This window comes from Nocardia sp. NPDC046763 (assembly GCF_040645495.1).
GTDB lineage: Bacteria > Actinomycetota > Actinomycetes > Mycobacteriales > Mycobacteriaceae > Nocardia.
Genome location: NZ_JBEYYI010000004.1, coordinates 357,775 through 380,786 on the forward strand (window position 1 = coordinate 357,775; position 23,012 = coordinate 380,786).

Below are 23,012 nucleotides of genomic sequence, written 5' to 3' on the forward strand. Positions count from 1 at the left end.
GCGCGAACATACACGAGTGTATGTAAGTGTAAGATCCTCCCATGACCAGCTCCGCCGTCTCGAAACCCCCGCGCCGCACCCAGGAACAGCGCAGCAGCGAGACCCGGACGCGACTGCTGGACGCCACCATCGACTGCCTCGTCGAGTACGGCTACACCGGGACGACGACGCCGCGGGTGGCCGAGCGCGCGGGCGTGACCCGGGGCGCCCAGGTGCACCATTTCGGTTCCAAGAGCGAGCTGGTGGTAGCGGCGATCAGTCATCTGGCGCAGCGGCGCACCGAGGCGGCGATGAAGGAGATCCGGCGGGTCCGCATCGGGGACGATCCGATCGGCGCCGCCCTGGAGGCCATGTGGGAGCTGCATCAGGGCCCGCTGTTCATCGCGGCCATCGAATTGTGGGTGGCCAGCCGCACGGATCGGGTGCTCGCGGTCGAGATGGAGAAGGTCGAGCCGTTCGTGAACAACGCGGTGCTGCTGGCCGTCGCGCAGTTGGTGCCGAATGAGCTGGACCGCAAGAACGTTCGCGATTTCGCCTACACCGCGATGGACACGCTGCGCGGAATCCTGGTGACCAACTTCATTTCTCCCGATCCCGAGCGGGCGCACCGGCGCTGGCTGCGGGCCTCGGCGCAGTTGCGCCTGGCGGCCGAGGCGCGAATGCCCGACTTCCGGGTCGCCGACGAATAGCTGATCGATTCGGCCCGAAGGCCCTCGTCGCTGTGTGCGGCGGGGGCCTTCGCCGTTTGCGCGGGTGGGGTCACCGCATCGGCAGTATGTCCCGGTATACCGGCCGGAGCTGCCGATCTTGTGCTCGATGCCGAGAACACCGCCGCCCCCTTGCCTAGTTACATACAGCTTTGTATGTTTGTTTTCGTTCCCCTATGTGAGGAGTTCGATGACGAACAAGGTCTACGTCGTCGGCGTCGGCATGACGAAATTCGAGAAGCCGGGGCGGCGCAAGAACGAGGACGGCAGTGACTGGGACTACCCGGACATGGCCCGGGAGTCGGGGACCAAGGCCCTCGCCGATGCCGGGATCGACTACCGCGAGATCGAGCAGGCCTATGTCGGCTACGTCTACGGTGAATCCACCTCCGGCCAGCGCGCCGTCTATGAACTGGGCCTGACCGGCATTCCAGTGGTCAATGTCAACAACAACTGCTCCACCGGCTCGACCGCGCTCTACCTTGCGGCACAGGCGATCCGGGGCGGGCTGGCCGACTGCACGCTGGCGCTGGGCTTCGAGAAGATGCAGCCGGGCTCGCTCGGCTCCACCTGGGACGATCGCGAACAGCCCATGGCGCGCCACATCATGGCGCTCGCGGAGATCTCCGAGGTGCTCTTTCCGGTGGCGCCGTGGATGTTCGGCGCGGCCGGACGCGAACACATGAAGAAGTACGGCACCACCGCCGAGCACTTCGCCAAGATCGGATACAAGAACCACAAGCACTCTGTGAACAACCCGTATTCACAGTTCCAGGACGAGTACACGCTCGACGACATCCTGGGCTCGCGCATGATCTACGACCCGCTCACCAAGCTGCAGTGCTCGCCGACCTCGGACGGGTCCGGCGCGGTCGTCCTGGCCTCGGAGGAATTCGTGGACCGCCACGATCTGTCGCGGCAGGCGGTCGAGATCGTCGGCCAGGCCATGACCACCGACTTCCAGTCCACCTTCGACGGCAGCGCCAAGAACCTCATCGGCTACGACATGAATGTCCGGGCGGCGGAGAAGGTGTACGCGCAGGCCGGGCTCGGCCCCGAGGACTTCCAGGTCATCGAGTTGCACGACTGCTTCTCCGCCAACGAGCTGCTGCTGTACGAGGCGCTCGGCCTGGCGAAGGAGGGCGAGGCCGGGCACCTCATCGACTCCGGCGCGACCACCTACGGCGGCAAGTGGGTGGTGAACCCCTCCGGCGGGCTCATCTCCAAGGGACACCCTTTGGGCGCAACGGGTTTGGCGCAGTGCAGCGAGCTCACCTGGCAACTGCGCGGCGCCGCCGACAAGCGGCAGGTCGGCAATGTCGCCGCCGCCCTGCAGCACAACATCGGGCTCGGCGGCGCGGCCGTCGTCACCGCCTACCAGCGCGCCGACCGCTGATCCTCCCCCGCCATCCCGACTAGGAAGAGGTAATCCCGTGGGACACATCGAAGCTTCCAAGGACCTGACCGCCACCCCCGACGGCCTGTGGGCCGTGGTCTCCGACCCACAGACCTGGGACAGGTGGTTCTCCATCCACGAGCGCTGGATGGAGGAGCCGCCGGCCGTGCTGGCGCCGGGCGCGAAGCTGACCGCCAAGATCATGATGCTCGGCATGGCCAACAAGATCGAGTGGGTGGTCGAGAGCGTCGAGACCCCGAACAAGCTGGTGCTCAGCGGCACCGGCATGGCCGGTGTGAAGGTGCAGTTCGCCTTCGACATCACCCCCGAGGGCGCGGGCAGCCGCTTCTCGGTGTCCGGTGATTTCGAGGGCGCGCTGATCAAGGGAGCGCTGGGCAAGGCGGTGGAGAAGGATGGCCTCACGCAGCTGGACAAGACTCTCGCCGCGCTCGACGCGCTCGCCACGGCGGCCTGACGGCGAGCGGGTACCCGAGATGGCTTCCACCGCTGTCGAATTCAACGGGTCCGGGCTGGGCTCCTGGTCCGACGAGGAGGCGTTCGACGTCACGCGCGAGCGGATCGCCGAATACGCCGCGGCCACCAATGATCCCATTCCCGCGCACCTGAAAGGCGATGCGGCCCCGCCGGTCTTCGCCATCGTGCCGGTCTTCGAGGCCATGATGATGCCGGTCATCGAGGTGGCCCCGATGAACATCTTCGGGCGGGTGGTGCACGGGGAGCAGGACTTCCACTTCCACCGGCCCATCCGGCCCGGTGACAAGCTGGTGTCCCGGGCCAAGGCCATCGGTTTCGAGGGCAAGGACAACGGCTCGACCATCACCATCCTCATCGAATGCCGTTCCGAGGCCGGGGAACTGGTCAACGAGCAGTATCTGACCGCCTTCTTCCGCAATGTCGACGCGGGCAAGCGGGTGGGCGATCAGGCCCCGGCGCACCGGTTCGATCCGGCACTGCTGGAGCAGGAGCCGCTGGCCACGGTGGCCGCGCACGTGGACGCCGACCAGACGTACCGGTACTCCCCGGCCTCCGGTGATCCGGTGCCGTTGCATCTGGACGATCAGTTCGCCCGGGACGCCGGTCTGCCCGGCATCATCGCGCACGGGCTCTGCACCATGGCCATGTCGTCGTGGGGGGTGCTGACCCAGGTCGCGGGCTCGGATGTGGCTCGGCTGCAACGGTATGCGGTGCGCTTCGCCAAGATGGTGTTCCCGAACGACGACCTGGAGACGCAGATCTGGAAGGTCGGCTCGGCCGACGGGGTCACCACCTACGCCTTCCGCACGGTCCGCGGCGACGACATCGTCCTCAGCGACGGCCTCGCCGAAATTTCCGACAACTCTTAGGGAGACATTCATGGGTGCACTCGACGGACGGGTCGCCATCATCACCGGAGCCGGCCGGGGGATCGGCCGGGAGCACGCGCTGCTGTTCGCGCGGGAGGGCGCGGCGGTCGTGGTGAACGACCTCGGCGGCAGCAATGCCGGTGAGGGCGCGGACACCGGCCCGGCGCACGAGGTCGCGGCCGAGATCGTCGCCGCAGGGGGGCGGGCGATCGCCAACACCGACAGCGTGGCCGACTGGCAGGGCGCGAAAAACCTGGTGGAGCAGGCGGTGTCGGAGTTCGGGCGGCTGGATGTCGTGGTGAACAACGCGGGCATCCTGCGCGACGCCTTCGTGGCGGGCATGAACGAGTCGCAGTGGGACGCGGTGCTGGCCGTGCACCTCAAGGGGCATGCGGCGGTGCTGCGGCACGCGGCCGGGTACTGGAAGGAGCAGTCAAAGGCGGGCAATCAGCCCGTTGCGGCGGTGATCAATACCGCGTCGGCGTCGGGCACCACGGTCCCCAATGCCGGGCAGGCGAATTACGGTGCGGCCAAGGCCGGTATCGCCGCGCTCACCCTGGTGGCGGCCGATGAGCTGGCCCGCTACGGGGTGCGGGTGAACGCCATCGCGCCGATCGCTCGCACCCGGCTCACGCTGGCCACGCCGGGCATGGGCGAGATGATGGCCGCGCAGCAGGCCGGACTGGAAGAAGGCGAGTTCGATGCCTTCAGTCCGGCCAATATTTCGCCGCTGGTGGCGTATCTTGCCACCGAGAAGTGCCCGATCACCGGCAAGGTGTTCGCGGTGCAGGGTGGCGCGATCTCCGAACTGGCGGGCTGGCACGACGTGAAGACCATCGAGACCGAGGGGCCCTGGTCCATCGACGATATCGCCGGGCGACTGCCGTAAACAGGAAGGCGGACAACGATGTTCGAATGGTCCGAGACCGATGAGCTGATCCGCGGCGCGGTGCGAAGCTTCATCGACAAGGAGGTGCGCCCGCACCTGGACGTCCTCGACAGCGGCGAGATGCTGCCGTATCCGATCATCCGGAAGCTGTTCGCCGAGTTCGGCATCGACGCGCTGGGCTCGGAGACGGTCGCCAAACTGCTTGCCAGGCAGCGCAAGCGGGAGGAGGCGCTGGCCGCCGGGGAGTCGCTGCCGGAGAAGAAGGCGAAGCCCGGCGGCGACGGCGGCCCCTTCTCCGGGCAGGAATCGCTGATGGCGGTGCTCGTCAGCGAGTTGTCCGGGGTGTGCATGGGGTTGGTCACCGCTCTGGGTGTGAGCATCGGGCTCGGTGCGACGACCATCCTCTCGCGCGGCACCCTCGCCCAGAAGGAGCGCTGGCTCGACGACATCGTGACCATGAAAAAGGTTGCGGCGTGGGCGATCACCGAGCCCGACTCCGGGTCGGACGCCTTCGGCGGGATGAAGACCCATGTCCGCCGCGACGGTGACGACTACATTCTCAACGGGCAGAAGACCTTCATCACCAACGGTCCCTACGCCGACACCGTCATCGTCTACGCCAAGCTGGACGAGGGCGACGGCGCCCCGGAGTCCAAGACGATCGCGGCCAAACGCGACCGCAAGGTGCTGACCTTCGTGCTCGACAAGGGCATGGAGGGCTTCACCCAGGGCAAACCGTTCAAGAAGATGGGCCTGCACGCCTCACCCGCCGGCGAATTGTTCTTCGACAATGTGCGATTGAGCCGGGACCGGCTGCTCGGCGAGACCGAGCAGCACGAGGGCGGCGACGGACGGGAGAGCGCCCGCTCGAGTTTCACCGCCGAGCGCATCGGCGTGGCCTTCATGGCGCTGGGCATCGTCAACGAATGCCACCGGCTCTGTGTGGATTACGCCAAGACGCGCAAGCTGTGGGGGCAGGAGATCGGCCGCTTCCAGCTGGTCCAGCTCAAACTGGCCAGGATGGAGATCGCACGAATCAATGTGCAGAACATGGTCTTCCACGCCCTGGAACGCTCCCGCGCCGGTAAGCCGCCGACGCTGGCCGAGGCCTCGGCCATGAAGCTGTACTGCTCGGAGATCGCCACCGAGGTCGCCATGGACGCCGTCCAGCTCTTCGGTGGCAACGGCTACATGTCCGAGTACCACGTCGAACAGCTGGCCCGCGACGCCAAGTCGCTGATGATCTACGCGGGCAGCAACGAGATCCAGGTGACCCACGTCGCCAAGGGACTGCTCGCCTACTAGGCGCGCGGGAAGTCCGGGGCCGCCACCAGTCGCCGGCGGCGGCCCCGGACGCCGGGGTTCGGCACGGCGCCGTTCGACGTAGCGATCTACGGGACGGAGACCGGGCGCAGGCAGCTCTCCAGGGGCAGGATGATCGAGCACAGGGCAGGTTTGCGGGTGGGGCGGTAGTCGGCGGGGACGCCGCCCTGGGCGGTGATGGATTTGAAGGCGGCGACGGCGTCGGTGGGGCGGCGGGTGAGGGTCGGGTCGGTCTTCGCGTCGACGGTGTAGAGGCCGAATCGCGGTGAGTAGCTGCCCCATTCGTAGTTGTCGGTGAGGCTCCAGTAGTTGTAGCCGATCACGTCGATGCCGTCCGCCTTGGCGCGTTGCAGCCAATAGACGGTATCGCGCAGGTGGTCGGCGCGGTCGTAGCCGTCGCTGCGCGGGGCGGCATTGTCGGTGGGAAGTCCGTTCTCCACCACGTAGATCGGCAGGCCCGGGAACTTCTCGGTATAGGTGCGCAGGTCGTAGTAGATGCCCTCGGGCTCGATGGCGTTCTTCCACAGTTCGTCGCCCAGCAGCGCGGTGCTCGGCAGGTGCGTCAGCGAGGCGCCGTAATAGAAGTCGACGCCGATGAAGTCGAGCTTGCCGCGGATACGGTCGGCGAACAGCAGGTCGGTCAGGTTCTGCACGATCGGGTACTGCGCGATATTGCTGGTCACCCGCGCGCCGGGCTGGCGGCTGTGGATGTAGTCGTAGATCGCGGTGTGCGCCTGCACCAGCCGGTCGAACATCGGCAGCGCGTCGAGCACGCCGATGTCGCCGATCTTGATCGACTGTGCGACATAGCCCATGGGCTCGTTGATGGTCACCCACATCGGGTCGTCGGGCGCATATCGGTCGACCACCTTGCGCATATTGGTGAGCCAGTCCGACACCATGCCCTGGTTCTTCCAGCCCCCGCGATCCGCCTCCCACCCGGGGATCACCCAGTGGTCGAGGGTCAGCATGGGCCGCATCCCCGCCGCGCGGATCTTCTGGATGACCTGGTCGTAGAAGCGGAACCCGTTCTCGTCCCAGGCATTCGGCTGCGGCTGCACCCGCGCCCATTCGATGCTGAGCCGGTACACCTTCAGGCCCATCCCGGCCGCCAGATCGATGTCCTCGGCGTAACGGTCGTAGAAGTCGACCGAATTGCCGTACGGGTCGTGCGCCTTGCCGGAATTCGCGTACCGGCTCCAGTTGCTGTCCGGCGCATGGCCTTCGGATTGGAATCCCGCCATGGCCACGCCCCACATGAAGTCGGGGCCGAGTGACGGCACGCTGGTCGGCGCACCGCCGGCGCTCCCGGTCCCGGATCCGCTGGCGCTGCCCGACCCCGAGCCGCTGGAACTCCCCGACCCCGAGCCGCTGTCGGCCGGCGCCGCCCCGGCCACGGCAGACCCGCTGGTCACGATGGCCAGGGCAGACAGGACCGAACACAGAACCCGCGCAGTTCTCATCTCAGCGAAATCTCCCACAGTGCTTCGGACGCGGCCCCTTGCCGCGCGGCCGGGTGGCCGTCCAGACTTTACTGGTCACACGTCCAACATGAGGGTGTTTCACTCAATATCGGTTTGTCGGGGGTCGTGGCTAGGGTTCGGGGCGTGACCGATCGCGAGAGTTTCGCTCCACTGGTGTTCTTCGAATACGACCACAAGCCCGGGCACCACTGCCTGATGCTGTCCGACAACCACATGCTCGCCACCGAACCCGTCTTCGCCGAATTCGGTTACGACGGAAACGGTTACGACTGGGCGGGAGTGGCGCGGTCGGCGGTGGCGACGCACGAGCCCGGGCTGGGGGAACGGGTGAGCTTCGACCCCGAGGCGGGCACGTTCGTCGCGTACGGCCAGGACGCGCCGGCGCTACGGGCACTCGGGGCGCTACTGCGGGACGCGCTCGCCGATCCGGCCGTCCTGCGCGAACTCATCGCCGCGGGCGATCCGGAGTGGTTCGACTGAACACCCGCTGATCGCGTGCTGCGATCAGCAGGCGGCGCAAGGGGTTTCGGGGCTCAGGGCTTGCGGGAGAGGGCGGCGGAGATCAGCTGCTCCCAGACGCTGAGATCGTGGTGGTCGCCGCCGATGCGGGCCATGCCCTCGGCGGTGGGTTCGGGGCGCCAGAGGGAGCAGGGCACCAGGCCCGGCTCCAGGATTTCGAGATCGCCGAAAAGGCCCAGGATCTCCTCGTCGGTGCGCCAGCGGCCGCGGCCGAAGGTGGACTGCAACTTCTGCTCGGCGACCCGCGTCTGCTCGTTGAAGCCGGACCGGAAGTGGGAGATGTAGAGCATGCTGCCGGAAGAGATCTGGTCGGCCCAGTAGCGGACCACCTGCTCGGGCTTCTCGTCATTGTTGAGGTGATGCAGGATGGCGCTGAAGATCACGGCCACCGGCTGCGAGAAGTCGATGAGCCGCTCCACTTCCGGATGGTGGCGGATGCCCTCGGAATCACGCAGATCGGCCTGGATAACGGTGGTGAACTCGTCGGTCTCCAGGATCGCGCGGCCGTGCGCCAGCACGATGGGGTCGTTGTCGACATAGACCACGTGCGGCTCGGACTGATGCCGCTGCGCCACCTGGTGCACATTGTCGGCGGTGGGCAGGCCGCTGCCGATGTCGACGAACTGCTTGATCCCGGCGCGCGAGATCTCGCCGATGGCGCGCACGAGGCAATTCCGATTCGCGTACGCGATATCCACCGAACCCGGCAGATCCTTGATGAAGAAGTCCCCGACCTCCCGGTCGGGCGCGTAATTGTCCTTGCCGCCCAGGAGATAGTCGTACACCCGGGCGATACTGGGCTTGGACTGGTCCACCTGCGGTTGTTGCGTCATTTCTCCACACACCCTGTCGATATCGAATTTGCCCTCCGCTTCGCTCCGGGGCGGGTTCGCGGCCCTGGAGGTCTCGTTCTTCCTCCGTGCGTTTCCCCGCTTCGCTCCTCGGCTCCGCTCGGTCCAGAACGAGTGCTCCATCGACCTGCGCTTGGGCCGCGAACGTGGCGACGTGGATTCGCCGTAATCCTATGTAACTGAACGAGTTCCGGTGCACCGTTCCAGGTAACGCCGAGCGTGCCGGAGAACGTGGGTGATTCGGGGCTCGTCAGACCGCCCGCAGGCGGGTGCGGCTGGCGTAGACGTGCTCGGCGATCAGCGTCGCGATGCGGTCGGGCGCCTCGAGCATGGGGACGTGGCCGACGTCGTGGACCAGGATGCGGTCCGCCGATTCCGGTAGTTCCTCCAGGAACCGGCGGGCGTACAGGCGATTCGGGATGATCCGGTCGTTCTCGCACATGAGCAGCCGCACCGGGGTGCGCAGCGTGGCCAGGTGCTCGAGGGCCGGGAATCGCAGGCCGCTCACCAGCATCGGCAGCATCGCCTTGCAGTGCATGGCCGAGGTGATGGCCGCCTCGATGCCCGCTCGCGAGGCCGCCTCGGTGTTCTTGGTGAGCAACAGCGCCACCACCTGCCGGACGAGCCCGCTGTAGGCGATGGCGGTCGGCAGATGCTTGCCGATCTCCACGAAAGGCACCATCGACAGGAACTTCAGCCCGACTCGAAGTTGCAGCGTGGAGGGGGTTTGCCAGCCGCCCGCGGGCGCGATAGCGGTGAGGGTGCGGGCCCGGCCCCGGCGGGCCAGCTCGAAGCCGACCCAGCCGCCGAGCGAATTGCCCGCTATATGGCAGGTGCGCCAGCCCATCTCGTCGAGCTGGTCCTCCACGCGGTCGGCCAGGGCGCTGACGTCGAGGTACCAGCCCTCGAGCTCGGGACCGCCCCAGTGCCCGGTGAAGGCCGGAGCGAACACTTCGCAATGGCTCGACATGCGCTGTGCCACCTGCTCCCAGCAATGCGGGGACAGCATGAATCCGTGCAGCAGGAGCAGTGGTTCGCCGGAGCCGGTGTGGAGCGCGCGGATGGGCGCGGGCGGGGCGGTGGGCCGGGTGGTGCCTGACGTCATCGTCGTCACCCCTTCCTGGACCTCGATGTCCGTGAAGAGAGTCGGTAAGCCGCATTGTACGGTCGTAAAGTGGCGAAAATCATCAGTACGTGCAACGTGAACGGGGTGCGTGCCGCGGCGGGCAAGGGATTGCTCGAGTGGCTGGCCGCGACCGAGGCCGACATCGTCTGCCTGCAGGAGACTCGGGCAACCGATGAGCAAACGCGTAGCGCGCTGGCGCCCGCGCTGGACGCCGGATGGTTCCTCAGCCATGCCGAACCGGGCCTGAAGGGGCGGGCGGGCGTGGCGATCCTGTCCCGGCACCAGCCCGACGCGGTGCGTGTCGGCGTCGGCCTGTTCCGGGACAGAAGCTGGTCTCCCGTCGAGGAATTCGCCACGCTCGGCCGCTATGTCGAGGCCGACTTCAACGATCTCACCATCGCGAGCGTCTACGTCCACACCGGCGAGGCCGACACCCCGCTGCAGGACGAGAAGTACCGCTTCCTGGACGCCATCGGTGCGCGCATGCTGGCCCATCCGGGCGAGTTCGTGATCATGGGCGACTGGAATGTCGCGCACACCGAGCTCGACATCAAGAACTGGAAGGGCAACGTCAAGAACGCGGGCTTCCTGCCGCAGGAACGCGCCTGGGTGTCGTCCATGCTGGCCGCCGGCTACGTGGACGTGGTCCGCGAACTGCATCCCGGCGTGCCCGGCCCCTACAGCTGGCACTCCTACCGCGGCCGCGCCTTCGACAATGACGCGGGCTGGCGCATCGACTACCAGCTGGCGCGCGGCGAGATCGCGGCCCGTGCCAAGCAGGCCGTGGTGGAGAAGGCCGCGACCTACGCCGAACGCTGGTCCGACCACGCGCCGGTGACGGTGCAGTACCGATGAAGAAGCTCTCCGAGCAGCAGAGCGCTGGTCGGTTCATGCGCCGGTAGCCGTGGAGTTCCACGGCAGCATGATCGGTCTTGTTCCAGTCGGCAAGCGTCGCCGTTCGTTGACAACGAAGAGCCCCCAGCCTTCTCCTGTGGCTGGGGGCTCCTGAAGACCCCGGAACGGTTGCAATCGGGGGCCGGGTCTTCCCGTGAAGTGCGTTCAATCGGTTATCGCCTCACCTCCTCTCGTGGCTCCCGAGCATCGGAATGGCCTTCGGGCGCTGGAGAACCAGCACTCTCCCCGGTGCTGTCCAGCGCCAGCGCTTCGGCCAACTCGCTGCGTGGCACCTTGGTCCGCCAGTGATGACACGCAGCAGGTTCGACGGTCTGAAGTTCAGCGAAAGCCGTTACACGCCTTGGGTTTCCGCCGACATGCGCAAGGTTTGGAGTTATCACCACCGCACAGTCGATCCGGCGCAGGAGCCGGTACAGCATCCCCATTCGGTCAGCGTCCGAGTTGTCGGCCACCAGTACCCAGCACACCCGGAGCCCTAGTTTGTGTGCACGTTGACGGCAGTAGAACTCCGCCCAGTCCAGATCAGCCTTGGTCGTCAGCAACGGCCGGAAGATGTAGATCACTGCTTTGTCCGGCCCAGCCATGGAACGCGCCATCTCGATTGCTTCCGTTAGGGATTCAGGCAATCCGTCTTCCGGCATCTCCGCCCCTGTCGTCGCCTGGTTGGTGAGGCGCCCAGGACAGGGCCTCTCTCACCGGCCCTGGACGCCTATACCGACGCTACGAACCGGCAAGCGTTCAGGTCCATGCTCGTGCTCATTCGTGCACATTTGGATTTCCCCACTACACAGCCAGCCTTGCCGCGCAACAATCGAATGGCTACGTGCAACAACAAGCACGGATCAACAGGGAGGACTGATCATGTCGTTACGTTTTCTGGGCAAGGGCGGAAGCACCAACAACGGATGCCCTTCCCTGCTGGTGGACGACCAGCGCGGTTATGTGGTCCAAGCGTGGAAGACCGACCGTGTCGGTACCGTCGAGTTGCCTCACCTGCTACTCGGGTTCTTGGAGCCGGATACGTTCATCGGTGCGACCTTGACCGACACCGGCCGGGGAACGTTCACCCTCCAAGGGGCCCTGGTCGCGGACGCAGAAACGTTGGGACAGTTGGACATTGCCGATGACGAGACTGTGATCCTGGTTCCCAGGCGTGAAAGGACGTTCTACGGTGCGGCTCCTACCCGATGAGGGTTTCCCGGACCTGCTTCGGTCCTGCAAACGGGAAGCGTTCCACCTCGAGGTACTCGACTCCTACGCTGAACCGTACGAGCACGAACCGTTGAGGCGTTTCCTTGCAGGGGAGCCCGACGATTACGCGTGGTTTCAGTCGTGGACTGAGCTTGTACAGGAAACGACCGGCCGTGGCGTAGCGGTTACCCGTGTCCGCATCGTCACCGAACCTCACACCGACTACACGAGGTTCGCGCTGGCGATTGCTGAGCTGAACATCAGGGCCGGGGAAGACATCCGGTATCTGCCCCGGCATCTGGCGGGGGAGGACGTACCCCCGGATGACTTCTGGCTGATCGATGATGAGCTAGTGATCTTCTCTGCGTTCGGGCAGGGCGGAGGCTCGTCGGGAGCGGTTACCACAGATCCGCATATTGCCGAGTACTGCAACCAACTCAAACAACGGTTCTGGTCGCTGAGTACGCCGTACACGGAGTACCACCGCCAGTGACTGAAACGATTCACCAACAGCGCGAATCTCTCGGGGCACGGCTTCGGGAGATTCGTTTTCATGCGGGTATCAGCGGTGCTGAGCTTGCCCGGCGTAGCCATTGGGACCCGAGCAAGGTTTCCAAGATCGAGTACGGCAAGGTCAAGCCTTCGCGTGAGGACCTGGAAGCGTATTGCCGGGAGTGCGGTGCTGAGGATCAGCTCTCGGATCTGGTTGCGACCCGGCAGCACATCGATACGGCCTACCTGGAGTGGCGGAAGGTGCTGAGTACCGGGACCCGGCGACGCCAGCAAGCGTCTATCAAATGGGAGTCGGAGGCTCGGATACTCCGCTGGCATGAACCGATGCTTGTTCCTGGGTTGCTGCAAACTGCCGACTACGCCGCAGGCATCCTGCGGAAATTGATCGAGTTCCAGCAGATACCGAATGATCTGGACCAAGGCGTGTCCAAGCGCATGGAGCGCCAGCAGGTGTTGTATCAGCGAGACCACTTGTTTCATTTCGTCATCGCTGAGCAAGCGTTGTACACCACGGTTGGTGATGATCAGGTCATGGCCGGCCAGATGGACCGCTTGCTGGCCGTCCAGGGGATGCCCCGGGTGACGTTGGGGATCGTCCCCCGCACTGCACCGTTCGAAACCGCCACAACAGGCTTCGTGATGTTCGATTCCAAAAAGGTTTTGGTGGAAGGGATTACGGCTGAGCTATCGATCACTCAGCCGCGAGAGATCAGGGTGTATCACCGGACGTTCGACGTTCTGGTCAACCAGTCGGTGACCGGTGAGCCAGCCCGGCGGCTGATCCGCCGAGCGCTCGAAACGCGGTCCCACTGAGGTTGCCGCGGACATCCGAGTGCGCGGCCACCTATTCAAGTGGCGAAACATTCAGGTCGGTGGTCGCCGCGGCCGCTGTCCGTTCCTCTCCAGCACACACGGTTCCGACGGTGCTCCAACTGCCGGGTGGTGACGTAGATTCGTCAGTCATGACGGATAGCCGAGCAACCAGTAAGGCGCTCAAAGGGGTCGGCAGCACGGTTTCTTACCCGGTCAACAGGGATTCTCTGGTTTGCGGAACCGAGTCGATCCGGTTGCCCATCGACTATCGACTGGCTCGTGGGGAGATCGCAGCCCGTGCCGAGCAGGCCGTGGTGGCGAGGGCCGCGACCTATGCCGAACGCTGGTCCGACCACGCGCCGGTGACGGTGCAGTACCGATGAAGAAGCTGTCCAAGCAGCAGAGCGCCTGGTTGACGCTGGGCGTGGCCGTGCTCGCGCTGATCGCCGCCATCGTCGCCAACCGGATCAACACCGACCATCCGCACAACACCGGCAGCGCCAAACCCGTTGTCACGTCGGTGGTCAAGACGACCGCCAAACCGGGCGGCGTCACACCGGCTCCCGGCATGGCCGATCAATCGGCCCCGCCTTCCAAGGTGCCCGGTGTGCCCGATCAGGCGTACAAGACCCTGGTCGAAATCGACGCCGGTCGCTGGCCGGGCTCCGCCAACGCGCCCGGCACCCACGGCGGCGACACCTGGAACAACCGGGACGGCAGCCTGCCCCGCAAGGACGCCTCCGGCAAGGCGATCAGCTATCAGGAGTGGGATGTGAATCCCAAGCAGCCCGGCCAGACCCGCGACGCCGAGCGCATCATCACCGGCAGCGACGGGTCGGCGTATTACACGGGGGACCACTACAAAACCTTCACGAGGATACGCTGAATGACCGAGCCGATGCCGCTGTCGCAGTTCCTCTCCGCCCCCGCCGCTGAAGTCGCCGAGCGCCGGGCCCCCGCTCCGGTGCTCGGGGTGCTGCCCATCGGCGCGGCCGAATTCTCCGGCGTCCGTTACCGGATTCCGGACGACTACCTCGCCCGGGAACTGCGCGGCCGCAAGATGCGTACGGTCACCGAGGTTTTCGACGAGTTCGCCGCCGCCTTCCAATTCCCCTACTACTTCGGGGAGAACAAGGACGCCTTCGACGAGTGCCTACGCGACCTCGACGAATTCGTCGGAGCCGCACAGGGATACGTGGTGGTGATCCGCAATGCCGCGCTCATGCTCGACCGGCAGCCCGACGAACGCGACTGGTTCGCCGAGGCCATGGCCGACTGCGCGACCATCTGGGCGGCCCGCGGCATCCCTTTCCGCGTGGTCCTGCAGGACGCCACCCCACCCGGACTGCCGGTGACACCCCTGGCTCTGGACCCCGAAACCGAAAATTCTTGATTCACCGGACTTTCCCCTTCAGTTAACCTGCGGTCGAACAAAACTGTCCTGGACGCTGCAATGGTTCCGCTATGCGATCGCGGCCTGACGCGATCCGGATCGACCTGGAGGTTCCATGCCTGCCTCGGCACGTCGTCGCCCAAGCCTGGCAGTCGCCCATAACCGTCGCCCAAGCCCGGCAGTCGCCCATGGCCGACGCTTCGGTGGACGAAGCCGCGCCGCCGCCGCCGCGTTCGCCGCGCTGCTCGCGCTGGGCGCCACCTCGTGTTCGTCGTCGTCCGACAAGGCGGCTCCGGACGCCGACACCGCGACGCCCATCAAGCACGTGGTGGTGATCTTCCAGGAGAACGTCTCCTTCGATCACTACTTCGGCACCTACCCGAACGCGGCCAACACCGACGGCACCACGTTCACCGCGCAGCCGAACACGCCGAAGGTGGACGGCCTCACGCCGGATCTGCTCACCAAGAACCCCAACAAGGCGCAGCCCGTGCGCCTCGGCGGTCCGAGCCAGCAGATCACCTGCGACCAGGACCACGAGTACAAGGACGAGCAGCTCGCCCTCGACGGCAGCAAGATGGACCAGTTCGTCGAGCACACCAACGTGTCCGAGGGCAGCGCCTGCAAGCCGCCGACCTACGGCCCGCAGGGCCTGGTCATGGGCTACTACGACGGCAATTCGGTGACCGCGCTGTGGAACTACGCGCAGCACTACGCCATGAGCGACAACTCCTGGACCTCCACCTTCGGCCCGTCCACCGTCGGCGCGCTGAACCTGGTCGCGGGCCAGACCCACGGCGTCACCAAGATGGAGCCGCCCAAGCCGGGCCAGCCCTTCCCGGTCGACACCGTGCTGGAGAACGCCGGCAACGGCCAGGGCACCGTGGTGGGCGACCCGCAGCCCTACGGCGACGACTGCTCCAACCGCGACACCGTTCAGATGAGCGGCACCACCATCGGCGACCTGCTCACCAAGAAGGGCGTCAGCTGGGGCTTCTTCCAGGGCGGCTTCAAGCCCACCGCCACCAAGGACGGCAAGGCCGTCTGCGGCGCCACCCACAATGTCGGTGTGGCGCTGGGCGGTACCGGCGCCAAGACCGGTGACAAGGGCTGGGACACCAAGGGCGACTACATCCCGCACCACGAGCCGTTCCAGTACTTCGCGTCGACGGCCAACCCGCACCACCTGCCGCCGACCTCGGTCGACAAGATCGGCCACGACGATCAGGCCAATCACCAGTACGACCTGACCGACTTCTGGGCCGCCGCCGACAAGGGCAACATGCCCGCTGTCAGCTACCTGAAGGCCCCCGGCTACCAGGACGGCCACGCCGCCTACTCCGATCCGCTGGACGAGCAGCAGTTCCTGGTGGAGACCATGAACCACCTGCAGAAGCTGCCGGAGTGGAAGGACACCGCGGTCGTCATCGCCTACGACGACTCCGACGGCTGGTACGACCACGCGGCCCCCAAGCTGGTCATGAACTCCGCCTCCGAACAGGACGGCTACAGCGGCCCCGGCGTCTGCGGTGACGCCAAGGCGAATCCGGCCAAGTACCAGGGCCGTTGCGGCTACGGTCAGCGCGTGCCGCTGCTGGTGGTCTCGCCTTACTCGAAGGCCAACTTCGTCGACCACGGCGTGACCGACCAGGCCTCGGTGCTGAAGTTCATCGAGGACAACTGGAAGACCGGCCGCATCGGCGACGACTCGTTCGACGAGAAGGCCGGCACCCTCGACGCCATGTTCGACTTCAAGGCCGCCGCGCAGCCGGCCCTGCAGCTCGACCCGAAGACCGGCGCCGCGAGCTAGCCCGGATTCGCAGACCGCCCGGCCCGATCCACTGGACCCGATCCATCGGAAAAGGCCGGGCGGTTTTGTATTCGGGCGAGGCCGGTTCCCCCTATAGTCGCTGACAGTGTGTCGAGCGAGTGGGGTTCGGTTGTGATCGGTCGTCGAAAAGTGTTGCGGGACGGGGCGATTCTCGCCCTCGCCGGGGTGGCGGCGGCGTGCGCCGCGCCGCGGCGGGTGGCGGGGACCGCGGCGTCCGGGAGCATCGCCTGGGAATACCAGGTCGACGGCGCGGTGCGAGGACTGCGATACGATGCCGGCACGGTGGTGGTGGAAACCGCCGCCGTGCTCACGGGGCTCGAGGCCCAGAGCGGCCGTGAGTTGTGGCGGTTCCCGATCACGACACCGGGAATCGGCCGTCACTCCTGCGTCTGGAGCAACGCTCTCGTAGTCTGCGGGGCCGAACCCGATGCCGCCGGAGACCGGGCCGTGGCCGTGGATCTGGCGTCGGGGAAACGGAATTGGTCCTTCGACGCACCCGAGGGGGTCGTGCTCGCCGGAGTCTTCGGTGTGCGGGACGGGGTGCTCTATCTGATCGCCTCCGATCACGACAAGGGCGGACGCGAGGCGTGGGCCGTGGACATGAAGAGCAAGGCCGCCCGGTGGCGGGTGCCCTGCGACGCCGAGGCGCTGTCGGTGCCCGACAGCGGTTCGCTCCTCTACAACCAGAATCCAGGGACCGGCGGCGATCTCGCCGCCATCGACCTGGGGACCGGTGCGACTATCTGGTCCCGCGCGGGCGACTCGGCGGTCTCGGCCAGCACCATCGCCTCCGGTCTGGTCCAGGGCGCCGTGCTGGCGACCGACGGCGCCCACATCGTCTCCGGCCTGGATCCGAAAACCGGTGCGGCGCTGTGGACCACGCCCGCTCTGCCCTACACGGCCGGCGCCGTCTTCGGTTCCGGCGACGCCTACTACCTGTGTGACGGTACGAGGCTGCATGCCATGACTCCCGGCGGCGAGGCGGCCAAGCTGTGGAGTATCGGCATCGCCGATCAGGGCGTCGCGGCCGATGTCGCCGGATACCCGAGCGCGGGGGCCTTCTACCTGCTGGCCGCTCGCACCCTACGCGCGATCGACGCACACACCAGTGCCATCCGCTGGACGCAATCGATTCCGGACAAGGCCGGATCGCAGGTGTCCTTCGCCGTCGGCGACGCCCACTGCTATGTCGAATCCACCGAGGACGACGCGGGTGCGTCCGCCGTGATCGCCATCGTGCGCTGATTCGGATTCCCCTGCGGTGGGCTACGATTCGGGCCGCAAGGGGAGTGGGAGTCGAGGAAGATCGATGGATGCCGCAGCCCGCCGCCGGCCAATTGCGCCGCGAACTGGAGATGTTTTCCCCGCGCGGAGATTCCCGAATGGATCAGCGCGTGGCTCAGCGGGGGATCCGCCGAGCCAGATCCTCGCCCAGCAGCACGAAAACGTCGGTGGTGGCGTCGATGAGTTCGTCGCGGGTCATGAAGATATCGCCCTGGAGCCAGGCCGCGAGGGTCTGGACCAGGCCGCCGACCAGGTAGGTGGCGCGGAAACCGATCACGGGCTCGGGGTCGCCCTCGGTGAGCCCGTAGAAGTCGATGCCCTCGGCCGCAACGATATTCGCGAACGCCTTGATGGTGTGCGTTGTGCGGGTGCGTAATTCGGGGGTGGCGGAGCTGACCACCAGGGCCACCCGGGCCTTGCGCGGATCGTCGGTGAGGACGTGGATGCCCGCGGTGATGGCGGCGTGCGCCTTGGCGCGCGGGTCGTCGGGGGCCGCGTGCAGTCCGGCGAGCAGGGCGCCGGCCAGCTCCTCGGCGATGGAGTCGAACAGTGCCGAGAGCACGGCGTCGCGGTTGTCGAAGTTCTCGTAGTAGTAGCGCTCGTTGAGGCCCGCACCGGTGCACAGGGCGGAGACGGTGAGCTTGTCGATGCCCTGGGTGCCGAGGATGTCGAGGGCGGCGTCGAGCAGGGCGGTGCGGCGCTGGGTGCGACGTTCGTCCGCGGAGATGCCGCCGTAGGTCCGTTGCCCGGTCACGAATCGATTCTGGCACGGCCGGGATTCTGGCAAAAGGTCTTGCCAGAATTAGAAATCTGGGGGATTCTATTTCCAGATGTGATGGCCCGCATCACACCCACCGGGAGGCAACGATGCCTGCACGCACGGCTCAGAGCGGCTACTTCTCCGACGACTCGATGATTCGCAGGGTCATGCGCAAGCGCGCGGTCGGACTCACCTACGGTCAGCGCGCGCTGGTGATCGGCGCGGTGCATCCGCTGCTCTATGTCGGAACCGCCGAGAACACCCAGCATCGGACCACGCCTTACACCCGGCTCGCCCTCACCGGCCGCCTGTTCGAGGCAGTCTCCCTGGGCACCCGCGAAGAAGCCGATCGCGCACGGGCTTTCACCCGCAAACGGCACGCCCCGGTCGACGGTGTGCTGCCCGAGGACGCGGGCGCGGCCAACCCGGCCGGCACCCACTACTCCGCGGCCGACCCGCATCTGATGTTCATGACCATGGCCTTCACCTTCGATTCCGCCGAGGTCATGCACGACCTGTTGGTCCGCCGCCTCACCCCGACCGAACGCGAAGGTCTGTACCAGGACTACGTGCGCTGGGGCGAACTGTTCGGCATGCCGCGCAGCGCCGCCCCCTACACCTACCGCGAATTCCGCGACTACTTCGACGGGTACCTGGCCTCCGACGAGCCCCACCTCACCGAGGAGGCCAAACTCGTGGGCTCCTACCTCATGGGCCAGCGCGTCCCCCACCCCCTACCGACCCCCATCCAGCAGGCCCTCACCGGCTTCTCCCTCCTGGTCCAGGGCAGCCTGCCCAAGCGCGTCCGCGACCTGTACGACCTCGACTGGGGCCTCCGCGAGCAGCTCGCCTTCCGCAGCCTGTCCCGCGCAGTCCGCACCGCCCACCTCTCCCCACCCCTGCTCGGCAACCCCCTGACCGCCCCCATGACCGGCCCCAGCTACCCCCTCTACAAACTGGCCACCCGCCGAGAACAACGCCTGGTCGGCTCCGGCCGCCCCTCGATGCCCGGCATCGACCCCCGCCCCCTCTCCGACCGGCTCGGGGCGTAAACGCCCGATCAGCAGCGGGTGCCGCCGGGGGTCGGTCAGTGGCGGGCGGTGACGGGGATGGGGTGGCGGAGGTCGACCATGGTCGCGATGGGGAAGGAACCCGCCCCGGAACGAGGTGGAGGCGCAATTTAAGCTCAGCTCATGTCGAGTTCTGAGCCGGTCGCTGAGCGTAAGCAGCGGGTACTGTCCGGAATCCAGCCCACCAGCGATTCCTTCCACCTCGGCAACTACCTTGGCGCGCTGCAGTATTGGGTGCGGTTGCAGGACGACTACGACGCCTTCTATTTCATCCCGGACCTGCACGCCATCACGGTGCCGCAGGACCCGAAGCAGCTGCGTACGCGGGTCAAGATCTCGGCCGCGCAGCTGCTGGCCCTGGGGCTGGACCCCAAGAAGTCCACGCTCTTCGTGCAGTCTCAGGTGCCCGAGCATGCCGAGCTGGCGTGGGTGCTGAACTGCATCACCGGGTTCGGCGAGGCGAGCCGGATGACCCAGTTCAAGGACAAGTCGGTCAAGCAGGGCGCGGACAATGCCACCGTCGGGCTGTTCACCTACCCGGTGCTGATGGCCGCCGACATCCTGCTCTACCGCGCCCAGCTGGTGCCGGTCGGCGAGGACCAGCGCCAGCATCTGGAGCTGACCCGAAACCTGGCGCAGCGCTTCAACACTCGCTACAAGAAGACCTTCGTGGTGCCCGAGCCGCACATCGTGACCGGCACCGCCAAGATCTACGACCTGCAGGATCCCACCGCGAAGATGAGCAAGTCGGCGAACTCCGACGCGGGCCTGCTCAACCTGCTCGACGATCCCAAGGTCTCGGCGAAGAAGATTCGCTCCGCGGTCACCGACACCGAGCGCGAGATCCGCTACGACCCGGAGACCAAGGCGGGCGTCAGCAATCTGCTGGTCATCCTCAGCTCGCTGACCGACACCCCCATCGTCACGCTCGAACAGGACTACGCCGGCAAGGGCTACGGTGACCTGAAATCGGACACCGCCGACGCGCTCATCGAGTTCGTGACGCCGCTGCGCGCGAAGGTGCAAGAATACATGTCCGACCAGGGTGAACTCGACCGCATCCTCGCCGCCGGGGCCGAGCGGGCGCGGGAGGTCGCCGGGAAGACTCTCGCGCAGGTGTACGACCGGGTGGGCTTCCTGGCCCGCTGAACCGGCCGCCGCGCGTCCGGTGTGCGGAGGTGGCGGTGTGTTCGGGAACGTGAAGGCGTGGATCGCGCGGCAGATCGAGCACCGTCCCTGGCTGGATCACCTGGTCCGCGCGGGCGGGCGCTATCAGCGTCAGCGCGGTGACTACTACGCCGCGGGCATCACCTATTTCACGGTGCTCTCGCTGTTTCCGCTGCTGATGGTGGGTTTCGCAGTGGCCGGCTTCGTGCTGTCGCGGAATCCGCAGTGGCTCACCGATATTCAGAACAAGATCGTCGAGAACATTCCCGGCGACGCGGGCAGCCAGATCAACGACCTGATCCACCGGGCCGTGGAATCGCGGACCGGCGTCGGCTCCATCGGTCTGGTGACCGGCGCCTACGCCGGGCTGGGCTGGATCGGCAACCTGCGGGCAGCGCTCACCGAGCAGTGGGATCAGCCCACTAAAAAGCGAAGCTGGTTCTTCGCCAAGGTCTCCGACCTGCTGGCGCTGATCGGGCTGTTCCTCGCCATCCTCGTCTCCATCGGCCTGTCCGTGCTGGCCTCCGGCGGCCTGCTCACCCGCCTGCTCGACCGCATGCATGTGCACGAGTCGGCCTGGGCGAAGATCCTGCTCACTGTGGCGTCGCTGGGGCTGGCGGTGGTGGCGAACTGGGCGGTGTTCGTCTGGATCATCGCCCGCCTGCCGCTGCACCCCGTCACCTTCCGCAGCGCCGCCCGCGCGGCCATGATCGCGGCGGTCGTCTTCGAGGCGTTCAAGCAGCTGGCCTCGGTCATTCTGCGATCGGTGGTCAACGGCCCGGCCGGGGTGGTCTTCGGGCCGATCATCGGCCTGATGGTCTTCAGCTACTTCACCGCGCGGATCATCCTCTTCGCCACCGCCTGGGCCGCAACGGCCTCGGACAGCGACGTGCCCGCCGAGATCCCGCCACCCGCCCCGGCGATCATCCGCCCCCGGATGACCGCGGGCGGATTCTCCACCGGAGCGGGTGCGGCCTGGTTCGGCGCGGGAGCCCTTGCGGCGACACTGCTCTCGACACTCCGCCGCCGCTGACCGCTCAGCGGCGGCGGCTCATCCGGCGCGCGCTCAACAACAGCACCGGGACCAGGATCACGCCGCCGGCCATCAGGGCGATCCGCAGATCGCTATGGTCGGAACTCGAACCGGAAATCGCGGCCGGGGCGAGATCGGCATCGGTCCGGGCGGGCGGACTCGCCAGCGCCACCGAGGGATTCGCACCCCCGGAGCTGCCGTCGGGCATGCTGCCCACGGCCGCGCCGGCCGGCAGCGCGAAGGCGTAGTCGAGCAGTCTGGCCGCCTGCTCCCACGGCCGGAAGGGCCGCACGTCCGCTTTGAGCAGTGTCACCACATAGCGGTGGCCATTGCGCTGCGCGGCCGCGACGAAGGTCTGCCGGGCGTCGTCGGTGTAGCCGGTCTTACCGCCGATCGCGCCGTCGTACTCGTAGAGCAGGTGGTTGTCATTGGCGATCGGGAAGCCCGGATGATCCTTGTCGTCAGGGTTTTTCGGGTCTGCCGGGTAGCCGGGGAAGTCCACCTGTTCGGTGTGGATCAGTTCCGCGAACAGTGGCAGCGTCATCGCGTGCCGGAACAGCAGCGCCAGGTCGTAGGCCGAGATGCTCATGCCCGGCCCGTCCAGCCCCGAGGGCGTGGCGGCCCGGGTGTCCAACGCCTGCAACTGCTTCGCCAGCGCGTTCATCGTGGCGACGGTGGCGTCGTCCCCGCCCAGCTGCGTCGATATGGCATGCGCCGCATCATTGCCCGATGCCATGATCAGCGCCTGGAACAGCTGCTTGTTGGTGTAGTGCCCACCCGGTCCGATGCCGACCCGGGTGCCGTCGGCATTGCCGTCGTCCTGGGTGCCGATCACCGTCTTGTCCAGGTCCAGCGCCGGGATCGCCACCGACGCCAGCAGTACCTTGATGGTGGAGGCGGGCCGGTAGCGCCCGTGCGGGTCCTTGGCCGCGATCACCCGCCCGGTATCCAGATCCGCCACCTCCCAGGCGGTGGCCGAGATCCCTTCCGGCAGCGGGCCCGCCCCCGACGGCAGGATCACGCCGCACCCGCTCAGCTGCTTGCCCCCGATCGGCGGATCCGGAATCGGCAGCGCCGCCGGCGCCGTCTGCCCCGGCTCGGGCGCCTCGGAGGTGTCGATGGGCGGCGGCGGGGCCGCCTTGTTCGGGCAGCTGTCGGTATCGGGCGTGGTGAACGGCGTTGTCGTGGTGGACGGTTGGGCCTGTGCCGCGCCCGATAGCGGCCCGAAGGCGACCCCGGCGAACGCGGTGAGACCGGCCGCCAAGGCCGCGACGGCGACAAGGGTGGCGCGCCTGCGACCAGCGGCCGGGCGCGCGGTTCGGCGCGAATACCTGCGGATACTCATCGGGCCCGACTCTATAGCCGACAGGTCCCCTCGGCGCG

23 protein-coding genes and 1 pseudogene are annotated in these 23,012 nt (G+C 66.8%); 19 read left to right on the forward strand and 5 right to left on the reverse strand.

Going from position 1 to position 23,012, the window contains the following annotated elements:
- Positions 1–41: 41 nt before the first annotated feature.
- The 6 genes from ABZ909_RS08985 (at position 42) to ABZ909_RS09010 (ending at position 5,661) form a co-directional block, all read left to right on the forward strand.
- Complete coding sequence (locus tag ABZ909_RS08985) at positions 42–689, forward strand: TetR/AcrR family transcriptional regulator (RefSeq protein WP_356997168.1); 648 nt, start codon at positions 42–44, stop codon at positions 687–689.
- Between the two features lie 208 nt (positions 690–897).
- Positions 898–2,103 carry a lipid-transfer protein gene (locus ABZ909_RS08990; RefSeq protein WP_356997169.1) on the forward strand — a complete coding sequence of 402 codons (1,206 nt, stop codon included), beginning with the start codon at positions 898–900 and terminating at the stop codon, positions 2,101–2,103.
- Between the two features lie 37 nt (positions 2,104–2,140).
- Positions 2,141–2,578, forward strand: a complete 438-nt coding sequence (locus ABZ909_RS08995) for an SRPBCC family protein (RefSeq protein WP_356997170.1) — start codon at positions 2,141–2,143, stop codon at positions 2,576–2,578.
- Positions 2,579–2,597: 19 nt separating this feature from the next.
- A complete protein-coding gene (locus tag ABZ909_RS09000) occupies positions 2,598–3,467 on the forward strand; it encodes a MaoC/PaaZ C-terminal domain-containing protein (RefSeq protein ID WP_356997172.1) in 870 nt (289 codons plus the stop codon).
- Between the two features lie 10 nt (positions 3,468–3,477).
- Positions 3,478–4,356, forward strand: coding sequence for an SDR family oxidoreductase (locus tag ABZ909_RS09005; protein WP_356997174.1), 879 nt, complete (start codon positions 3,478–3,480; stop codon positions 4,354–4,356).
- 18 nt (positions 4,357–4,374) lie between these two features.
- Positions 4,375–5,661, forward strand: a complete 1,287-nt coding sequence (locus ABZ909_RS09010) for an acyl-CoA dehydrogenase family protein (protein ID WP_356997175.1) — start codon at positions 4,375–4,377, stop codon at positions 5,659–5,661.
- An 86-nt stretch (positions 5,662–5,747) separates the two neighbouring features.
- On the opposite strand, the gene ABZ909_RS09015 is transcribed toward ABZ909_RS09010, so the two are convergent.
- On the reverse strand, positions 5,748–7,094 hold the full coding sequence (locus tag ABZ909_RS09015; RefSeq protein WP_356997177.1) for a family 1 glycosylhydrolase: 1,347 nt from the start codon (positions 7,092–7,094) through the stop codon (positions 5,748–5,750).
- Between the two features lie 192 nt (positions 7,095–7,286).
- Between ABZ909_RS09015 and ABZ909_RS09020 the strand changes: the two genes are divergently transcribed.
- Entirely contained in the window at positions 7,287–7,643 is a 357-nt protein-coding gene (locus ABZ909_RS09020) for an immunity 51 family protein (RefSeq protein ID WP_356997178.1), read from the forward strand.
- Between the two features lie 53 nt (positions 7,644–7,696).
- Here the strand turns inward: ABZ909_RS09020 and ABZ909_RS09025 are convergent, their stop codons facing one another.
- A complete protein-coding gene (locus ABZ909_RS09025; protein WP_356997179.1) occupies positions 7,697–8,515 on the reverse strand; it encodes an SAM-dependent methyltransferase in 819 nt (272 codons plus the stop codon).
- A gap of 268 nt (positions 8,516–8,783) precedes the next feature.
- Positions 8,784–9,638, reverse strand: coding sequence for an alpha/beta hydrolase (locus tag ABZ909_RS09030; RefSeq protein WP_356997181.1), 855 nt, complete (start codon positions 9,636–9,638; stop codon positions 8,784–8,786).
- A 69-nt stretch (positions 9,639–9,707) separates the two neighbouring features.
- Between ABZ909_RS09030 and ABZ909_RS09035 the strand changes: the two genes are divergently transcribed.
- The 9 genes and pseudogenes from ABZ909_RS09035 (at position 9,708) to ABZ909_RS09075 (ending at position 17,560) form a co-directional block, all read left to right on the forward strand.
- Positions 9,708–10,514 (forward strand): exodeoxyribonuclease III, encoded by an 807-nt coding sequence (locus ABZ909_RS09035; protein WP_356997183.1) that lies wholly within the window; start codon positions 9,708–9,710, stop codon positions 10,512–10,514.
- Between the two features lie 921 nt (positions 10,515–11,435).
- Positions 11,436–11,765: a hypothetical protein gene (locus ABZ909_RS09040; RefSeq protein WP_356997185.1), complete on the forward strand. Its 330-nt coding sequence runs from the start codon at positions 11,436–11,438 to the stop codon at positions 11,763–11,765.
- Positions 11,746–12,258, forward strand: coding sequence for a DUF6879 family protein (locus ABZ909_RS09045; RefSeq protein WP_356997187.1), 513 nt, complete (start codon positions 11,746–11,748; stop codon positions 12,256–12,258). The genes ABZ909_RS09040 and ABZ909_RS09045 overlap by 20 nt, the downstream gene beginning before the upstream one ends.
- Positions 12,255–13,091 carry a helix-turn-helix transcriptional regulator gene (locus tag ABZ909_RS09050; RefSeq protein WP_356997188.1) on the forward strand — a complete coding sequence of 279 codons (837 nt, stop codon included), beginning with the start codon at positions 12,255–12,257 and terminating at the stop codon, positions 13,089–13,091. The genes ABZ909_RS09045 and ABZ909_RS09050 overlap by 4 nt, the downstream gene beginning before the upstream one ends.
- A gap of 260 nt (positions 13,092–13,351) precedes the next feature.
- A pseudogene (locus ABZ909_RS09055) lies at positions 13,352–13,474 on the forward strand (exodeoxyribonuclease III); the annotation flags it as partial.
- Positions 13,471–13,977: a ribonuclease domain-containing protein gene (locus tag ABZ909_RS09060; RefSeq protein ID WP_356997190.1), complete on the forward strand. Its 507-nt coding sequence runs from the start codon at positions 13,471–13,473 to the stop codon at positions 13,975–13,977. The pseudogene ABZ909_RS09055 and the gene ABZ909_RS09060, both read left to right, overlap by 4 nt.
- The gene (locus ABZ909_RS09065; protein ID WP_356997192.1) at positions 13,978–14,484 is read left to right on the forward strand and encodes a barstar family protein; all 507 of its coding nucleotides are present in this window, start codon (positions 13,978–13,980) and stop codon (positions 14,482–14,484) included.
- A gap of 115 nt (positions 14,485–14,599) precedes the next feature.
- Entirely contained in the window at positions 14,600–16,294 is a 1,695-nt protein-coding gene (locus ABZ909_RS09070; RefSeq protein ID WP_356997194.1) for an alkaline phosphatase family protein, read from the forward strand.
- A gap of 132 nt (positions 16,295–16,426) precedes the next feature.
- The gene (locus ABZ909_RS09075; protein ID WP_356997196.1) at positions 16,427–17,560 is read left to right on the forward strand and encodes a PQQ-binding-like beta-propeller repeat protein; all 1,134 of its coding nucleotides are present in this window, start codon (positions 16,427–16,429) and stop codon (positions 17,558–17,560) included.
- 154 nt (positions 17,561–17,714) lie between these two features.
- Here the strand turns inward: ABZ909_RS09075 and ABZ909_RS09080 are convergent, their stop codons facing one another.
- The gene (locus ABZ909_RS09080) at positions 17,715–18,353 is read right to left on the reverse strand and encodes a TetR/AcrR family transcriptional regulator (RefSeq protein WP_356997197.1); all 639 of its coding nucleotides are present in this window, start codon (positions 18,351–18,353) and stop codon (positions 17,715–17,717) included.
- Between the two features lie 113 nt (positions 18,354–18,466).
- Here ABZ909_RS09080 and ABZ909_RS09085 point away from each other — a divergent pair, with 113 nt between their 5' ends.
- The 3 genes from ABZ909_RS09085 to yhjD all read left to right on the forward strand — a co-directional run bounded on the left by ABZ909_RS09085 (position 18,467) and on the right by yhjD (position 21,629).
- The gene (locus tag ABZ909_RS09085; protein ID WP_356997199.1) at positions 18,467–19,411 is read left to right on the forward strand and encodes an oxygenase MpaB family protein; all 945 of its coding nucleotides are present in this window, start codon (positions 18,467–18,469) and stop codon (positions 19,409–19,411) included.
- Positions 19,412–19,552: 141 nt separating this feature from the next.
- Entirely contained in the window at positions 19,553–20,578 is a 1,026-nt protein-coding gene (gene trpS, locus ABZ909_RS09090; protein WP_356997201.1) for a tryptophan--tRNA ligase, read from the forward strand.
- Positions 20,579–20,615: 37 nt separating this feature from the next.
- On the forward strand, positions 20,616–21,629 hold the full coding sequence (gene yhjD / locus ABZ909_RS09095) for an inner membrane protein YhjD (RefSeq protein WP_356997203.1): 1,014 nt from the start codon (positions 20,616–20,618) through the stop codon (positions 21,627–21,629).
- 4 nt (positions 21,630–21,633) lie between these two features.
- Here yhjD and ABZ909_RS09100 read toward each other — a convergent pair whose 3' ends face one another.
- Positions 21,634–22,974, reverse strand: a complete 1,341-nt coding sequence (locus ABZ909_RS09100) for a serine hydrolase (RefSeq protein WP_356997205.1) — start codon at positions 22,972–22,974, stop codon at positions 21,634–21,636.
- Between the last annotated feature and the right edge of the window lie 38 nt (positions 22,975–23,012).

Coding starts and splice junctions, on each gene's coding strand:
- ABZ909_RS08985 (WP_356997168.1), top strand. CDS start 42: ATGACCAGCTCCGCCGTCTCGAAACCCCCGCGCCGCACCCAGGAACAG.
- ABZ909_RS08990 (WP_356997169.1), top strand. CDS start 898: ATGACGAACAAGGTCTACGTCGTCGGCGTCGGCATGACGAAATTCGAG.
- ABZ909_RS09000 (WP_356997172.1), top strand. CDS start 2,598: ATGGCTTCCACCGCTGTCGAATTCAACGGGTCCGGGCTGGGCTCCTGG.
- ABZ909_RS09005 (WP_356997174.1), top strand. CDS start 3,478: ATGGGTGCACTCGACGGACGGGTCGCCATCATCACCGGAGCCGGCCGG.
- ABZ909_RS09010 (WP_356997175.1), top strand. CDS start 4,375: ATGTTCGAATGGTCCGAGACCGATGAGCTGATCCGCGGCGCGGTGCGA.
- ABZ909_RS09025 (WP_356997179.1), bottom strand. CDS start 8,515: ATGACGCAACAACCGCAGGTGGACCAGTCCAAGCCCAGTATCGCCCGG.
- ABZ909_RS09030 (WP_356997181.1), bottom strand. CDS start 9,638: ATGACGTCAGGCACCACCCGGCCCACCGCCCCGCCCGCGCCCATCCGC.
- ABZ909_RS09040 (WP_356997185.1), top strand. CDS start 11,436: ATGTCGTTACGTTTTCTGGGCAAGGGCGGAAGCACCAACAACGGATGC.
- ABZ909_RS09060 (WP_356997190.1), top strand. CDS start 13,471: ATGAAGAAGCTGTCCAAGCAGCAGAGCGCCTGGTTGACGCTGGGCGTG.
- ABZ909_RS09065 (WP_356997192.1), top strand. CDS start 13,978: ATGACCGAGCCGATGCCGCTGTCGCAGTTCCTCTCCGCCCCCGCCGCT.
- ABZ909_RS09070 (WP_356997194.1), top strand. CDS start 14,600: ATGCCTGCCTCGGCACGTCGTCGCCCAAGCCTGGCAGTCGCCCATAAC.
- ABZ909_RS09085 (WP_356997199.1), top strand. CDS start 18,467: ATGCCTGCACGCACGGCTCAGAGCGGCTACTTCTCCGACGACTCGATG.
- trpS (WP_356997201.1), top strand. CDS start 19,553: ATGTCGAGTTCTGAGCCGGTCGCTGAGCGTAAGCAGCGGGTACTGTCC.
- ABZ909_RS09100 (WP_356997205.1), bottom strand. CDS start 22,974: ATGAGTATCCGCAGGTATTCGCGCCGAACCGCGCGCCCGGCCGCTGGT.